This is a genomic window from Pedobacter alpinus, assembly GCF_042684645.1.
GTDB classification, from domain to species: domain Bacteria; phylum Bacteroidota; class Bacteroidia; order Sphingobacteriales; family Sphingobacteriaceae; genus Pseudopedobacter; species Pseudopedobacter alpinus.
This window is the reverse complement of the sequence record NZ_JBHULV010000051.1, coordinates 1-16,561: the sequence shown is the minus strand read 5'-3', so window position 1 is coordinate 16,561 and position 16,561 is coordinate 1. Positions and strand designations below refer to the sequence as shown.

The following is a 16,561-nucleotide window of genomic DNA, read 5'->3' as shown; positions in this document are numbered from 1 at the left end:
GTTATGAAACGTAAAAAAATATACATATCATTAATGCTTACCATTTTTTTAGGAGGCTTTTCTTCTTGTAATAAATGGTTAGAATTAAAGCCACAAGACGGTATTGTTGGTACAGAATTTTATCAAACTAAAGAACAAGTACAATCTGCAGTTATTGGTTGTTATTCTGCACTGTTAACATCTCCACCAGGAAATAGAGATAGACCCTTGGTTGAAGATTTATTTATGTACGGAGAGTTAAGAGGCGACATGGTAGAACAAGGTCCCTTTGCTTCTATTGATGAGATTGATTTAATATCTGTAAATATCTTAGAGACCAGCTCTTTAACTAGATGGACCTCATTTTATAGAATTATTAACTATTGTAATAATGTAATTGATTTGGCTCCTGCAGTTAGGCAGTCAGATCCAACTTTTACGCAAGCTGCTTTAGACGCTTACGTTGCCGAAGCTTTAGGAATTAGATCATTTTTATACTTAACACTGGCTAAAACTTGGGGTAATGTACCATTAAAATTAACGGCAACTAAAAGCGACGCTGATAATTTTCAAATACCTACTTCAACTCAATTACAAGTTTTTCAACAGATTGAAAAGGATTTGCTAGAAGCAGAAACCAAAGCTAAAGAAACCCATGGTAATATTGCATCTGATAAGGGAAGAATTACAAAATATACCATAAATGCTTTACAAGCAGAATTATATTTATGGTTAGAAGATTATCCAAAATCCATAGAAGCTTGTGATAAAATCATAAACTCTGGTAAGTTTTCTTTAGTGCCAGGTAATAACGCTTGGTTTACTACACTTTATGCAAATGGAAATTCATCAGAAGGTATTTTTGAGTTACAGTTTGATTTGCAACAGTTGAATCCATTTTATGTAATGTTTTTTCAAAGACCAAGGTTTATCGGTAGTACTAGGGTTATGGAAGAGATTTATCAAATAGATTTCTTAGACGAAAGAAATTTTGACCTTAGAGCAGATAGAGGTTCTATTTTAGCAAATGATAATTCTATTTATAAATATTTGGGAGCTGATAGAGAAACCAGAAAAACTTTAGAACAATCATTTACACATTGGTTTGTTTATAGATACGCAGATATTTTGTTAATGAAAGCTGAGGCTTTAAACGAGTTAGGTGATGGCGAAGGGGCAATTAAAATAATTAATGGAACTGATAATAATGACCAAACTGCTATTAGAGTAAGAGCTAGAGCATTAGAGTCTACAAAAGAAACTTTTGCAAATCCAAATACAGATAAGCGTGGAGTTACAGACTATATTTTAAAAGAAAGAGCTAGAGAATTTGCTTTTGAAGGAAAAAGATGGTTTGATGTTTTAAGAAATGCAAAAAGAAATGACTATGAGCGCTTAGATATAATTTTAGATATGGTAACTGCAAGCGCCCCAGCAAATAAACAGCAATCTATTTTAAGTAAATATAGAGATCTAAATAGTCATTATTTGCCTATAAACTTTGTAGAATTAAGAACAAACAAAGCATTAGTTCAGAATCCTTTTTACCAATAATTCTAAATTAAATAAGAAAATGAAAAAGTTAATTAATCTAAAAAGTACAAGAACATTAGCAGTTTTACTGCTAACGTTTATGGTGGTTTTTTATGCCTGCAAAAAGGATAACTTTAAGCAAACCACAGATGAGAGCGTTAATATTACCGGTTTTTTTGACGCTGATCCTACAAATTACTCCATATTTTCGCAAGCCTTAGTTTTAACTGGCAACGCATCTTATTTAAATGCCTATGGAGGATACACAGTATTTAGCCCAACTAACGAAGCTTTTAAAGCTTACTTAGTAGAGCAAGGAAAAACCAGTATAGACCAGTTAGATCTTAACGAATTAAAAGATATTATAAAACTCCACATTATAGAAGATACCATATCTACAACTGCATTTACAGATGGTAAAATTAGTAAAGCAACAGCTTTAGGGCAATTTTTATCTACTGGTGCAAGAAATGAAGGTGGTGTAACAAGAATTGTTGTTAATAAAATTGCTAGAATTTTAAAGGGTAATATTAGAGTAGGTAACGGAATTATACACTCTATAGACCATGTTTTAATAAAATCTAGCAGAACTTTAGCACAAGAAATTGCAGCTAACCCTAGTTTATCAATTTTTAATGAAGCATTAGTTGCCACAGGTTGGAATACGAAGTTAAATCTTCCGGTAACCACAACAGCTGGTGTCTCTAGCCATGTAGCGGTTTTAGCAATAACAAATGATGATTTGAAAAAGAGTGGTATAAATTCTTTTGCAGATTTAAAAGCGAAATATTCACATACAGGAAACCCAACAAGCTTAACAGATAGTTTAAATTTATATGTAGCTTATAGAGTTTTACCGGGCTTAAAATATATTGCCGACATAGTTTTGGCTACTTCTCATAACACAAAAGCACCATTAGAAATTATAAGTGTTAAGTTAGTTAAAGATTCTGTTTTGTTAAACGAAGAAATATTTAACGGTATTTTAGAAAAAGGTGTTGAAATAGACAGAACCAATTCTGATATAACTACAACCAATGGTGTTTTACACTTTGTAAAAGACGATTTTTTTATCAAGAAAAGGGTACCAACCCCAGTTTATTGGGATGTTGCAGACCAGCCAGAAATACGCCAATTACCTAGTATTTTTAGAGTAAGCGGTAAGTTTCAAGTCTTTCCTTTAGGAACGCTTAAGGATATTACATGGGGAGGTGCAGCTACAAATGTTGTAAGATATAATGTTTCTACAACCGGATCATTTAATCAAGCCTATTGGTCAGATTATTTGGAAATTAGAACCTTAAGATCTGCTGTAATCCCTTGGATAGAGTTTAGAACGCCTGTTATTATTAGAGGTAGGTATAAAGTTTGGATTAGTTATAGATCCATAGCATCTAGAAGTAATACCGCTGAAGCTTCAATTGATGGTGTTAAATTATCTAGAACTGTAAACTTTGCTGACTTTAGATCAACTAATATCACCGAAACCGAATTAGAAGCACAAGGATTTAAAAGACCAATATCTGGCAATAATAACAATTGGGCAGCTAGACTTTTAGGTACAATTGATATTCAAACTACAGATAGGCATATTTTTAGACTTGATGTATTAACCAATCAGTCAACCCCAACAAACATAGATATGATTCACTTTATTCCAGTAGACCAAGATCAGCTTTACCCAAGATTTGGTCCTAATGGGGAAGTTGTACCAAGATAAAAAATACATTAATCACTCGAGATTTTCATCTTTCAAAATCTCGAGTGATTTAAATTAACATAAACTATAATCCATAAGGGATGAACATTTACAAACATATACGCACTATTTTTTCTGTCGCATTTTTATCTATTGCTATTTATGGCTGTACCGATAAATTTGAAGACCACGTTGCAATAACAGACCCAATTATTAATGATAATTTGTTTGTTCAGTTATCTAAAAACAGCAATGTATCTGAGTTTAATAAACTTTTGGTACAAACCGGTTTTGATAAAATAATTGCTGCATCTAAAACTTATACTGTTTTTGCACCTGTAAATTCGGCTATTACAGCTTTGGATCCAGCAATTTTATCTGATACAGGTAGATTAAATAACTTCATTAGAAATCACATCGCAGTTTCGGCTTTTAGAACTGACATGGCATCAGATTCTTTAATTATTAAAATGCTTAATGGTAAAAATTTGGTAATGTTGCAATCAAAAATTGATGAAGTAAACATTATTACACCAAATAAATTTGCCGAGAATGGTATTTATCATATTGTAGAAAATGCATTACTTCCTAAATTAAGTATTTGGGAGTATCTAAGTGCCAATAAAACTACTTATGCTCAAGCTAACTATATAACATCTTTAGATAATATACAAATTTATCCTAACGCACCTATAAATACAGGAGACGTTTTGATAGATAATGAATTTATTAGAGAAACATATAATGTAAGAAATGAAAACAATAAGTTTACTTTATTTTTAATGCAAAATACAGCTTACGATGCTGAAGTTACCAAGTTAATACCTTACCTGATAAGAGGTACAAATGATTCCACAAGATTATTGGCTAGTGCATACACCGTAAGAGATTTAGTTTTTGCTGGCGAGTTAACAGCAGCAAATTTGCCCGCTAATTTAATCTCTAAGTTTGGTGTTAATGTGCCTATAAATCGCTCTAATATAGTACAAACAATAAAAGCAAGTAATGGCTTAATCCATATCATGAGTAATGTTAACGTTAGTTTAGCTGATAGATTAACACCTACCATAATAGAAGGGGAAAATCCAAGTCAGTTTATCCCAAATGACAGAAGAGCAAACACATACTATCGCCAAAGATTAGATAACAATGGAATTACTTTTAGAGATTTGATGGTACAAAATCATGCTTTTGCGTTTTTTGAAATTGCTTATAATTCTCCAATACTTTATAGCACCAAATACAGAGTTTTTTGGAGAGCTGTAAACGATATACAAACTAATGTTTTTCAACAAAGATTAAGAGTTGGAGGCAAAAGAAATACAACCGGTGGCGTTGATAATCCTTTAGCATTTTTTCCTTACAGAGATGTACCTGTTGCAGATTATTCTGAAGTTTTATTAGGAGAATTTGAGGCAACTACTGCTGATAGACTATTAATTTCACTCATAGGTCAAAACACAATAACCAACGGAAATAATACGCTCACTTTAGATTATTTAAAGCTAGTACCAATTCTTAAGTAATTTTAAATCATTAGACGTTCAAAATGCAAATTAAAACTAAAAATATTCTAAAATATAGCTGCTTAATTACCTTAAGTGCCTTAAGCTTAAATGTAGCTATTGCACAACAAAGTGATAAAAGTACAGCTAAGATTATAGCAAAAACTGCAATTATACCAATAAAAGGTATAATTAAAGACGCTTTAACTGGTAAACCCATAGGTGGTGTTAACGTTTCTGTACCAGGTTATTCTGCTGCAATTACAGACGATAATGGTAATTTTAATATTAACACTTTATATGGTAATGCTACTTTAATTGTAAGCGCAAGTGGTTTTCAGAATAAGGAATTTCCTTTAAAAGGGAGAACCAATGTGATCATTAGTCTTTACGAAGCTGGTTACTCATCTTTTTATAATCAGGTAAATCTTTCTACCGGGTTAAAAACAGAAAGTAAAGTTCCATTTGCGGTAAAATCTTTAAATGTAGAGAAATCTCAGTGGGAATTAGCTTCAGAGACACCAGGTACCTATCTTCAAGGGCGTATGGCTGGTTTGTATTCTACCCGTCGTTCTGGTACGTCAAACAGTGATGCAACACTTTGGCTACGCGGGTTTAACTCCCTTTATGCAACTAACAAACCTTTAGTAGTTGTTGATGGAATGATATACGATACCGAAGACTACAGCTCGGAGTTGATTGGAAACAATTTTAACACTCCATTTGCAAATATTGATGTTAAAGATATTGAAGATATTACTATTATTAAAGATGGTTCTTCTTTATATGGTACAAAAGGTGCAAATGGCGTAATTTTAATTAGTACTACACACCCAAAAGATTTAACAACCAAATTGGATGTAGCGGTATATAGTGGATTTAATCAACAGCCTAAAAATTTGCCATTACTAAACGCATCAGGCTATCGTTCTTATTTAACGCAATTATTGCAAACAAGGGGCTTAAGCCAAAATCAAATTCAAAATCAGCCGTATAATAATGATAACCCCGCTAATCCTAATTTCTTCACCTATAACAACAATACCAATTGGCAAAATGAGGTAATGGAAAACAGTTACAATCAAAATTACTATATGAAAGTAACCGGTGGAGATAACATTGCAAGGTATGCTTTATCTTTAGGCTATCAGGATGATGGAAGCGTAATTAAAAATTCCGATTTCTCTAAATACAGTATGCGTTTAAATGGAGATTTAAACTTAACTCCGAAGTTAACTTTGCAAGCTAATTTGTCATTTTACTATAACGAACAAAACTTACGTAACCAAGGAAATAACTTTGCTACCACTAGCCCATTATATTTAGGTTTAACCAAAGCACCATTTTTAGCTAAAAACGTATTTGCTGCGGATGGTACAGAATCTCCAAATTTCAGCGGAACAGATATTTTTAATGTAAGTAATCCTGCTGTTTTAGTTTCTGAAAATACAGTAGGTATAAATAGAGCATACCGCTTTTTTGGAAACCTTCATTTTGGATACAAATTTAACGATAATTTAAAGGCGGTAACAATTGCCGGTATAACTTATGATAAAGGCAGAGAAAACTTTTTTTTACCTCAGATAGGTGTAACAAGCGATACATTGAATACAGCAATTGCATTAAATAGATCTGGAAGCGAGATTCAACGTTTGTATAGTATATTTAACGATACTTATTTAGATTACAATAAGAGTTTTAACAGTAAAAATAATTTCAGCTCTCGTTTGGGGCTTCGTACACAAACTAATAGTGCCGAAAGTGATTTTGGACTAGGCTTTAATTCGGCAACAGATGATTTCTTGAGTGTTGGTGCTGGAAGCACAACTTTAAGAAGAGTAGGAGGGATTTTAGGAGATTGGAATTGGTTAAACCTTTACATGGCTAATAGCTACAGTATTGCCAGCAAATATTTCTTTGCGTTAAATTTAGCTTTAGATGGCTCTAGTAGGTTTGGCAAAAATGCACAAAATGGCGCAGTAGGTATTGGCGAAAACAAGTTTGCTTTTATGCCTTCTATTGGTGCTGGTTGGCTAATTTCTTCTGAAGATTTTATGGCTAACAATAAATTTATAGATTTCTTGAAATTAAGAGCTTCTTATGGTATTACTGGTAATGATGATATAGGAAATTATGCAGCAAGATCATATTATGTTTCTCAGAATTTAGTTGGTGTACAAGGTTTAGTTAGAGGAAACATTGGTAATTCAAGTTTACAGTGGGAAGCAGTAAAGAAAATAAACCTTGGTTTAGATTTAGCAGTATTAAAAGAGAAGTTAAGTTTAACATTTGATGTATTTTCTAACAGAACCAGCAACATGGTGATTTTTGAATCTGTTAATTCATTTACAGGTTTTGATTTTGTGATAAATAATAGTGCAGGTATGCGCACCAATGGTTATGAAGTTTCTGCAAATAGTAGGGTTTTAGGTAAAAAAGATGTGAAGTTAGATTTAGGTTTTAGCATTTCTCAATACAGAAATCAAATCACTTCTTTACCATCAGGCCAGTTTTTAACTCAATTTGGAGGTGCAACTTACATCACCAAAGAAGGACAAGACGCTAATCTTTTTTACGGCTTAACCAGTAATGGAATTTTTAGAACAAATGCTGAAGCTGCAGCATCAGGTTTACAAAGAAGATTACCTAACGCTTCATTAGTTCCTTATCAAGGCGGTGATGTTAGGTTTGTTGATTTAAATGGTGATGATGTGATTGATGATGAAGACAGAACAGTTATCGGAAATCCAAATCCAGATTTTATTGGAATGTTTAATAGTGCAATTAGCTATAAAAATTTTAGTTTAAATGCCATGTTTAATTTTTCCGTAGGTAATGATTTATACAATGGAACTAGAAATGTTTTAGAGGGTATGAGAGGTTTTGAAAATCAAACTCAGGTTGTTTTAAACAGATGGAGAGCTGATGGACAGGTGACTAATACGCCAAGAGCTAATTGGGGAGATCCAATGGGTAATGCACAATTTTCTGATCGTTTTGTTGAAGACGGTTCTTATTTAAGATTAAGAACCATTGCTTTGAGTTATAACATCCCTGTAAAGGATAAATTAATTAAAGGAGCAAAGATTTACATAACAGCAAACAACCTGTTTACATTAACAAATTATTTAGGTTACGATCCTGAATTTAGTGCTAACTCTGCATTATTCGCTCAGGGTGTGGATACAGGTTTAATCCCACAAGTTAGAACGTTTCAATTAGGTTTCAAATTAGGCCTGTAAGCCTATCATACTTTTTATTATAGAAATGATGAAATTAAAATTAAATACAAAAAAATGGTTAGTAGTAACTGCGGTAACATTAGCTTTTACTAGTAATATCTCTTGCAAAAAGTTTTTAGAGGTAGAACCTAAAGACAGGTTAGTGCAAGAGCAGGCTTACAGAAACGTTTTTGATGCCGATGCTGCTGTATATGGTGTTTATGGAAAGTTTATGGATTTAGCCAGCCAGTATGTTATACTTAACGAGTTAAGGGCCGATTTAATGTCGGTTACGGTAAATTCAGATCCTTTTTTAAGGCAAATTAGCAATCATGATGTTACTTTAGACAACCCTTATGCAAGCCCTAAAAAGTATTACGAAGTGATATTAAATTGTAATGATGTTTTAGCAAATTTCGACATCATGTTAAAAGACAACAAATTTACTTCTGATGAGTACAACCAGCGTTACTCTGATGTAGCATGTATTCGTTCTTGGGTTTATTTGCAGTTAGGAATCCATTTTGGTACCATTCCATACATAACTGATCCTTTAACAGATATTAATGATATCAAAGATGTGTCAAAATTTCCAAGAGTAAATTTTGACCAGTTATTAGATATATTAGTTCCATTTGTAGAAGGCTTGCCTTATAAAAATACCTATGCATCAAACTCATCTTTAATTACAACAGTAGATGGCTATCCAACCGCTAAATTTTTTATTAATAAGCAATGTTTAATTGGCGATTTAAATTTATGGAAAGGTAATTATAACAGAGCTGCAACTGCGTATAAAGCGGTAATGACAAGTTTCGAAAATACTGGTAATGATAATGACAGATACGATCTTTATAAAGTAAGATTTGCAGATGTAGCCACAAATAATGACATAGCAGTAGGTTATATACGTTTTAGGGAACAAGACACTAGAGCTTTAATCAACAGTACTACCCAAGGCTGGAAATCTCTGTTTGCTAGACAAAGAGATAATTTATGGAACCAAGAGTGGATTTGGGCGCTACCATTTAGCAGAAATTTTCAACCAACTAATCCCTTTGTAGATTTATTTTCTATACAGGGGGGTAAATACCTACTAAAGCCTTCTCAACAATCTATAGATAATTGGAATGCACAAACTCAAAGAAATGGAATAGTTGGCGATGTAAGAAAAACTTTTAGTATCAACGAAAATTTTGGAAGACCGGTGGTAATGAAATATTTATACAATTACTTAGACGATATAACATTTTTACCACGTGTACTTTTTGAAAAAGAAGGCAACTTCTTTTTATACAGAGCTGCAACATTACATTTACGTTTTGCAGAAGCAGCCAATAGAGATAATAGACACAGGTTAGCAAATGCTTTATTAAATGATGGGATTAAATATGAATTTGATCCTACTCCATCTAACGACAGGAATAGAAATGTAACTAATATTCAACAAACGTTTGATGTACCCCCTTATAATTTTGATGCTAGAGATGGTGATTTCCCAAGCTTTAGAGCTACATGGCATAGAAATGTAGGTTTAAGAAATAGAGCTTATGTACCTCGACTAGCTGTGGTAGGTGATAGTACTACCAACATAGAATCTAGTTTAATTGCTGAAGCAGGATTAGAATTAGCTTTTGAAGGTAACCGTTGGGGAGATTTAATGCGTATAGCTAGAAGAAGAAATGAACCAGCATTTTTAGCTGATAAAGTTTACCAAAAGTTATTAAAAGAGAATAATCCGAACGCATCAGCGGTTCGTACAAAATTAATGGATCAAAACAATTGGTATTTACCTTTTAAGTTTGATTAGATTTTTGTAATCAAATAAAAAATAATATGATAGAACCGGACACTAATCCGGTTTTATTATTTCATATCACTTATACTATTTAATAATTATATGTTTAAGGTTAAAAGTAGTTTAATATTTCTATTACTATTTTTTTGCATCAATCTAAATGCTCAAAATTTTGATTTTATGTCTCCTCAGCATAAAATAACTTTAGTTTACCATCGAAATTCAGCCAAATTAGACTCTATTTTAGCGCACACTTTAGCTAAAGATATTTTTACTATAACTGGTTATCAACCTCAGGTTTTAAATAGTTTGGCTCAGGCTAAAGGAAATATTATCGTTTTAGAAAACGCTGATGAACTTTCTTATTTCAAACAATCTAATGCAAGTCAAATAAGAAATCAATGGGAAGTTTTTTCTATAAAAACTCTGCAAAAACCAAACGCTAAAATAAATAAAGCTCTAATTATTACCGGTAGCGATAATAGAGGTTTGGCTTATGGAGTTTTTCATCTTTCAGAAAAATTAGGGATTAATCCATGGTATTATTGGGCAGATGTGCACACAGAAAAGAAAAGTACACTTTCTATTGCTATTAAAGACACCATTTCTAAAACACCATCTGTTAAATACCGCGGGGTATTTTTAAACGATGAAGATTGGGGTTTAAGACCTTGGGCGGCAACTCAAATAGATAAAGAGCTAAATAATATTGGACCAAAAACTTACGCCAAAATATTTGAACTTTTATTGAGATTAAAAGCAAATATGATTTGGCCTGCCATGCACCCTGGTACAAAAGCATTTTTTAATGTGCCAGGTAATTTAGAAATGGCGCAACATTACAATATCATTATTAGTACCTCACATGCCGAGCCTATGCTAAGAAATAATGTAGATGAATGGAGTGAGCAAACCATGGGGCGATTTAATTATTTAACAAATAAAGAGAAAATTCAAGATTATTGGAAAAACAGAATATTAGAAAGTAAAAAAAATGAAGTGATTTATACCATGGGTATGCGGGGTGTACATGATAGTGGAATGGAAGGTGTGAAATCAAATAAAGAAGCGGTACCACTAACAGAACAAGTAATAAAAGACCAAAGACAAATACTTGCCGATGTTTTAGGAAAAAATTCCATTCCACAAGCTATTACACTTTATAAAGAAGTTTTAGATATTTATGATCTGGGTTTAATAGTACCTGATGATGTGACTTTGGTTTGGCCAGATGATAATTATGGTTACATCAGAAGGTTAAACTCTCCCGAAGAGGCAAAAAGAACCGGTGGTTCTGGCGTTTATTATCATGCCTCATATTGGGGGCGTCCGCATGATTATTTATGGTTAAGCACTATACCAGCAGGTTTAATGTGGAAAGAAATGCTGAAGGCTTATCAAAATAACTCGAAAAAGATATGGGTTTTAAATGTTGGAGATATCAAACCTGCTGAGTATCAAACTCAATTATTTATGGATATGGCTTATGATATATCTCCTTTTCAAAATAATAATTATTTAATTCAACACCGTAAAAACTGGTACGAAAGTATTTTTCCAAATCAAGGTAATTCTATAGCTAATTTAATGAACGATTACGAGCAGCTTGCCTTAGAAAGAAAGCCAGAATTTATGGGATGGAGTCAAACTGAACCCACTACAAAAATAGCATTTACAGCGTATAACCATTTCTACTATGGCGATGAAGCTCAGCAACGTTTAAATAAATATCAAAATTTAGAAAACAGGGCATTGCGAATTGCTGATAAACTAGCTAATCAATACAGAGATTCGTACTTCGAATTGGTTAAATATCCGGTAATCGCATCATCTAACATGAGTAAAAAGTTTTTATATCGTGATAAAGCTGTTTTATATGCAAAACAAGGTAGGTTGTCTGCTATAAAATATAAAGATTCTACAGATTTAGCTTATCAAAACATAGCTAAACTTACCCAATATTTTAATGATAGTTTAGCAAACGGTAAATGGAAAAATATGATGTTTATGACACCAAGAAAACTTCCAGTCTTTGACAATCCTAAAATATTGTTAAATCCTGTAAATTCTAAATCTAATTGGGGTTTAATTACCGAAGGGCAAACAGAACTTGATGATAAATTAGATACATTAATATTACCAAATTACTATGAATCAAAAAATCAAAAGTTCTTTGTAGATATATTTCTAACAAAAGATAGCGCTCTTCATTGGGAATTATTTGCAGATAAAGCAGGCTTAAAATTTTCTGTAAAAGCTGGTCATTTATCAAAAGAGGGTAAAACACAAGAAAGAATTTGGATAAGTTTAGAGGACAATTTTGTTTTTGAAACAAAGCAAGAAATTCTACTAACAATTAAAACATCTTTTGGTACAAAATACATTAAAATTAATGTTTTAAATCACACAAATTCCACCACTGATAAACTAGTTTTTCAAGAAATGAATGGATATATCTCCATATATGCAGAAAATTATACTGAAATAAAATCATCAAAAAACAAATATTGGCATTTGATAAATGGCTTAGGTTATACCCAAAAAATAATGGAAAGCGTAATGAAGGGTCATTCACAAGACGATGCCGTTTTATCTTATCAATTTATAAATACCTCATTAGCTAAACCCATTGTGTCTGTTTTCACTGTGCCAAATCATCCTTTAAATAAAAATTACAGCTTAAAATATGCGATTAGCGTAGATAATGGCGATTGGATTATCAAAGATTTTGCAACTAAAGACAGAAATAACGAATGGAAACAGAATGTTTTAAGTAATATTTCTATCCAAAAAATAACATTGCCAGAATTAAAACCAGGTAAACACATTTTACAATTTAAAATGATAGACCCTGGGGTAATGTTAGATAGAATGATTTTAGATTTTGGAGGGTTTAAACCAGCTTATTCTACAATAGCCGAAACAAAATGATTTCAGTAAGTGTAAAAAAACTAAATTTTTTAATCAATTATTATTTTTTAACTACTAGCATATTATTTACAATACAACAATAAAACTTTATGAAACGAATAATTTTTCTAACACTTTTAATTTTAATCGATTTTCAAATATCTGCACAACAAAAAATAGAAATTAATCTAAAAACAAATACCAATATAACACCGCCTTCTTACGGTTTATTTTTTGAAGATATTAATTTTTCTGCTGACGGTGGTTTGTATGCTGAGTTAGTGAAAAATAGATCTTTTGAGTTTGACAAACCTTTAATGGGTTGGAAAGAACTTAACAAGAACACTCAAAATCAGGTGTTAATTATTAATAGAAGTTTGGAGAAAATTAATAATAACCGTTACGCACATATTGTTTTTAATAATGATAAAAAGACTTTTCAATTAATGAACGAAGGGTTTAGAGGAATGGGTTTTCAACAAAATGAAAGTTATATTTTTTACATCACAGCAAAAACAAAAACTCCAGATATAAGCCTAAAAATTGATTTGCTTTCCGCTGATGATCAATCTTTAGGTTCGGCTACTTTAACAAAAATCGGAAAAGATTGGAAAGAATATAAAGTAACGGTTAAATCTAATGCAAATGCAGAAAAAGGAAAATTAGCTATTTCTTTTGTTGGAAATGGCAGTATAGATGTAGATATGGTATCTCTTTTTCCACAAAATACATGGAAAAACAGAGAAAAAGGCTTGAGAAGGGATTTAGTAGAGGTATTAAATGAATTGCAACCAGGTTTTTTAAGATTTCCTGGCGGATGTATTGTAGAAGGAAGAGATTTATTAAATCGCTATCAATGGAAAAATACCATTGGCGATATTAATGATCGCAGGTTGGAGATAAATCGTTGGAATACAGAATTCTCACATCGCTCTGCACCAGATTATTTTCAGTCTTTTGGTTTAGGTTTTTACGAGTACTTTTTACTTTCTGAAGATATTGGTGCTGCACCGTTACCTATTCTAAACTGCGGTATGGCCTGCCAATTTAACACTGGCGAAGTTGTAGCTATGAACGAGCTTGAGCCGTACATACAAGATGCTTTAGATTTAATTGAATTTGCAAATGGTGACAGCAATACCAAGTGGGGGAAATTAAGGACAGAAATGGGACACCCCGCTTCTTTTAATTTAACGCTATTAGGGGTAGGAAACGAACAATGGGACGTTCAATACATAGAGCGTTATGCTGCATTTGAAAAAGTATTAAAAGCCAAACACCCAGAAGTTAAGTTAATAGCCGCTTCTGGCCCTTCACCAGACGGAGAAAGATTTGAATATGCTTGGCAACAACTCAAAAACACCAAAGTAGATTTATTAGACGAACATTATTATCAAAACCCTGAATGGTTTTTTAAAAATGCCAATAGATATGATAATTACGATAGAAAAGGACCTAAAGTGTTTGCTGGAGAATATGCATCGCATATTAAAGATGTTAACCCCGCGGAAGGAAAAAACTCTTGGCTAAGTGCTTTATCAGAGGCGGCATTTATTACGGGGTTAGAGCGAAACGGAGATATAGTTACCATGGCTTCTTATGCTCCTTTAATGGCTCATGTTAATGCTTGGCAATGGAGACCAGATTTAATTTGGTTTGATAATTTAAAAGCCGTAAAAACTGCAAATTATTTTGTGCAAAAAATGTATGCTTTAAATAGAGGAGATAAAGTGGTAGATATATTAATAAACCAAAAACCATTAATTGGACAAGATAGCTTATATGCCAGCTCAACTATAAATCAAACTGCTAAAAAGTTATTTATTAAAATAGTAAATACAAAATCTACAGCGCAACAGGTTTTATTTAAAATTAATGGAGCTAAAAAATTAAATCTTTTAACAGAACAAATACTTACTGCTAATAATTTAAATGATTTTAATGGGATAGATGAGCCTGATAAGATTAAACCGTTAAATAATTCAATATACAAATCTGTTAAATCAGAATTTAAGAAAACATTAAAGCCATATAGTTTTACCATTTATACTATAGATTTTTAGTTTAATAAAGTTTTTGTTTTTTAATAGCAACAAATTTTGTTTAAAAACCATTATAAATTATGTTAAAATTTTTGAAGACTTCGATCAAATACTCATTACAGTTATTTATTGTCTTTTTAATCGCAAACAATGTATTAGGTCAAAATTTAAACATTAAAAATGATACATTTTGGAATACCGCAGATGGTAAGCCACTTTACAGCCAAGGAGGTGGTATTTTTAAATTTAAAGATCCAAAAACCGGATTACAAAAATATTTTTGGTACGGTGTACAGTATAAAGAAGCAGATATTTACAGGCATAACCCTGCGGTTACAAATAAAAATGCCTCCTTTCAATCTGTTACCTGCTATAGCTCTACAGATTTGGTTAATTGGGTTTTTGAAGGCGATGTGCTTACAGAGCAACAGTTATTCAACAATCGTAAACCAACATGGGTTGGTAGATTGGGCGTGGCTTATCTTAAAGAACAAAATAAATATGCTATGGTTATTCAGTTAGGGAATAAAGTTCTTTTTGCTGTTGCAGGTACACCAACAGAGACCTTTAAATATCAACAAGAAATTGATATGACCAGCATGATTGGGACTTCAAACACTGGCGATCAAACAGTCTTTACAGATGAAGATACAGGGAAATCTTACTTGGTATATTCTTATGGTAACGGCAGAAATAAAATTTACATCTCGGAAATAGGATTAAAAGATGGAATGGTGAATTTGTTAGATTGTAACAAAATTTTTGAAGGTGAAAGTAGAGAGGGCAATTGCTTATTTAAGTATAAAAATAAATTCTACATGAGCGCTTCTAATATTTATGGATGGGATGGCTCTTTTGCCTATTATTTAGTGGCTGATAATATTCTTGGACCATATATGCCCACCAATAACATGCAAATAATGGATGGTTGTACAGAAGATTTCGCCCATGTATCACAAACTGGATTTTTTTATACCGTAAAAGGAACAGCCCAAGAAACTGTCATATATTGTGGAGACCGATGGTCTAATTTTGCAGGTAATGGTTTAGGTTACAATCAATGGGTGCCATTATCTTTTACTGGCGTAAAACCTTATTTTAACTCCATAAGCTCTTGGAGTTTAAATGAAAAAACTGGCAATTGGAAAGTTAATGATGATAACAATTATGTAAAAAATGGAAGCTTTGAAGCAGATAGGAGATCTATACCAAGCAAGGTTAAACCACTACAACAACAGCTAACCGGTTGGGCATCTAAAGTTATTAAAGGAAATTCAATAAATCTAGACTCTGCCATTTCTCCCCAATTAAATCATTTTAACAATACTATAGATAGAAAAACAGTAATTGGAGAAAAAAGCCTTAACATAAGCGATAAAGTGAATTTTAAAAGAATTGTGACTCAAGTTATAGAATCTTCGCCTTATGTAAAATTACATGATGGTAAATATGTGCTTACCGCAAAGGTGAAAAATAGTGCTGGTTTTTCTAAGCTATCTATGTTTGCTATTTCTAATGGAAAGTTAATAAGTTATATAATTAAGGAAGAGAATAAATCTTGGAAAACTGTTACAATAGACAATATTAGTGTAAGTGGTGGTAGGGTAGAAATTGGTTTTAAAGCAGATGCTAAGGCTAACTCTTTCTGTTACATAGATGATGTCTCTTTAGTGAAAATGGGAACCAACTAATTTATTTTTTTAAATGATAATTGATGAAGATGATTGTTCTTATTGTGCTTAATTAAAAGCTTCCTATACATTTCCTAAAATATAATCAGGATATCAAAAAAAAATCTTTTAATCTATTTCATATCTGTCCGAACAATTTCCGATTTCGTAAAACGGAATTATTAACTAATTGATTTACAGTTA

General features: G+C 32.1%; 8 protein-coding genes. All 8 read left to right on the top strand.

From position 1 onward, the window contains the following. Positions 1–3: 3 nt before the first annotated feature. The 8 genes from ACFSSE_RS14980 (at position 4) to ACFSSE_RS14945 (ending at position 16,378) form a co-directional block, all read left to right on the top strand. Positions 4–1,533, top strand: coding sequence for a RagB/SusD family nutrient uptake outer membrane protein (locus ACFSSE_RS14980; protein WP_379041661.1), 1,530 nt, complete (start codon positions 4–6; stop codon positions 1,531–1,533). A gap of 19 nt (positions 1,534–1,552) precedes the next feature. Continuing rightward, entirely contained in the window at positions 1,553–3,232 is a 1,680-nt protein-coding gene (locus ACFSSE_RS14975) for a fasciclin domain-containing protein (protein WP_379041663.1), read from the top strand. 80 nt (positions 3,233–3,312) lie between these two features. Continuing rightward, positions 3,313–4,737 (top strand): fasciclin domain-containing protein, encoded by a 1,425-nt coding sequence (locus tag ACFSSE_RS14970; RefSeq protein ID WP_379041665.1) that lies wholly within the window; start codon positions 3,313–3,315, stop codon positions 4,735–4,737. Positions 4,738–4,760: 23 nt separating this feature from the next. After that, positions 4,761–7,958, top strand: coding sequence for a SusC/RagA family TonB-linked outer membrane protein (locus ACFSSE_RS14965; RefSeq protein ID WP_379041667.1), 3,198 nt, complete (start codon positions 4,761–4,763; stop codon positions 7,956–7,958). Between the two features lie 25 nt (positions 7,959–7,983). Then, positions 7,984–9,747, top strand: a complete 1,764-nt coding sequence (locus ACFSSE_RS14960) for a RagB/SusD family nutrient uptake outer membrane protein (protein WP_379041668.1) — start codon at positions 7,984–7,986, stop codon at positions 9,745–9,747. Positions 9,748–9,915: 168 nt separating this feature from the next. Then, positions 9,916–12,666 (top strand): glycosyl hydrolase 115 family protein, encoded by a 2,751-nt coding sequence (locus tag ACFSSE_RS14955; RefSeq protein WP_379041670.1) that lies wholly within the window; start codon positions 9,916–9,918, stop codon positions 12,664–12,666. Positions 12,667–12,755: 89 nt separating this feature from the next. Beyond that, positions 12,756–14,708: an alpha-L-arabinofuranosidase C-terminal domain-containing protein gene (locus ACFSSE_RS14950; protein WP_379041672.1), complete on the top strand. Its 1,953-nt coding sequence runs from the start codon at positions 12,756–12,758 to the stop codon at positions 14,706–14,708. A gap of 71 nt (positions 14,709–14,779) precedes the next feature. Further along, positions 14,780–16,378, top strand: a complete 1,599-nt coding sequence (locus ACFSSE_RS14945) for a family 43 glycosylhydrolase (protein WP_379041674.1) — start codon at positions 14,780–14,782, stop codon at positions 16,376–16,378. Positions 16,379–16,561 lie beyond the last annotated feature (183 nt).

What these genes read in the sequence shown, in the direction of transcription:
- ACFSSE_RS14980 (WP_379041661.1), top strand. Translation starts at nt 4, where the DNA reads ATGAAACGTAAAAAAATATACATATCATTAATGCTTACCATTTTTTTA.
- ACFSSE_RS14975 (WP_379041663.1), top strand. Translation starts at nt 1,553, where the DNA reads ATGAAAAAGTTAATTAATCTAAAAAGTACAAGAACATTAGCAGTTTTA.
- ACFSSE_RS14970 (WP_379041665.1), top strand. Translation starts at nt 3,313, where the DNA reads ATGAACATTTACAAACATATACGCACTATTTTTTCTGTCGCATTTTTA.
- ACFSSE_RS14965 (WP_379041667.1), top strand. Translation starts at nt 4,761, where the DNA reads ATGCAAATTAAAACTAAAAATATTCTAAAATATAGCTGCTTAATTACC.
- ACFSSE_RS14960 (WP_379041668.1), top strand. Translation starts at nt 7,984, where the DNA reads ATGATGAAATTAAAATTAAATACAAAAAAATGGTTAGTAGTAACTGCG.
- ACFSSE_RS14955 (WP_379041670.1), top strand. Translation starts at nt 9,916, where the DNA reads ATGTCTCCTCAGCATAAAATAACTTTAGTTTACCATCGAAATTCAGCC.
- ACFSSE_RS14950 (WP_379041672.1), top strand. Translation starts at nt 12,756, where the DNA reads ATGAAACGAATAATTTTTCTAACACTTTTAATTTTAATCGATTTTCAA.